At 69.3% G+C, this 668-nt stretch carries 1 protein-coding gene; it reads right to left on the bottom strand.

Annotation, left to right across the window (positions count from 1 at the left end):
- Positions 1-177: 177 nt before the first annotated feature.
- A partial coding sequence (locus HMPREF3086_RS02975) for a transposase (RefSeq protein ID WP_210401827.1) occupies positions 178-668 on the bottom strand: 491 nt, incomplete at its 5' end.

Below are 668 nucleotides of genomic sequence, written 5' to 3'. Positions count from 1 at the left end.
CTAGGAGACTGCTGAACAAGCTGCGATCCTGGCACGCCCGGTGTGCGTGAGGGTCCGGTTGGCCGTCGCGCGGAGTGTGGGGCTTGAGATTTCTGGGTTCGGCGAAAGGTTCGTGGCGCCCACCGCGGGTTGTTCGAGCCTCTGCTGGGGCGGGAATGCCTGGCCCCGGCCCGCTGATCAGGCCAGGGCCCAGGTTCCGTTCTGGTTGGTCAGTCCCATGGCGAGTAGTCGGCGCAGGTTGAGGGCGGCAACGCGGTGGTGGAGCCAGGTGTTGTTCTTCTCGACCCCGCGGTACGGCACACGCCGAGCGCCTCGGGTCAGCCAGGCGATCGAGCGTTCCACCATCGGTCGGTGCTGGCGGTACACGGTCTTGAAGTCCTCATCGCCGGCCCGCTGGCGGTGCTGGCGTTGCAGCAGGTGGTGCTCGCCGAGCACCACTTTGCGCCCCGTGGCTGAGGTGGTGCACCGCTGACGCAGCGGGCAGCCACGACACGCCGCCCCGAAGGTGGCATTGCCCTTGGCAGAGAGGCCACGGGTGATGTTGCCGGGGCAGGTCAGGGGGCCCGCCACGGCGTCGAAGGTGAAGTCATCCAGGGTGAACCCGCCCTCGACCGCGGGCCGCAGCGGCCACGGCTTGACCAGGGGCAGCCACTGCTTGCCCGCCAGGG

It is taken from the genome of Dietzia sp. HMSC21D01, assembly GCF_001815995.1.
Taxonomy (GTDB): domain Bacteria; phylum Actinomycetota; class Actinomycetes; order Mycobacteriales; family Mycobacteriaceae; genus Dietzia; species Dietzia cinnamea.
This window is presented reverse-complemented; position numbering and strand designations above follow the sequence as displayed.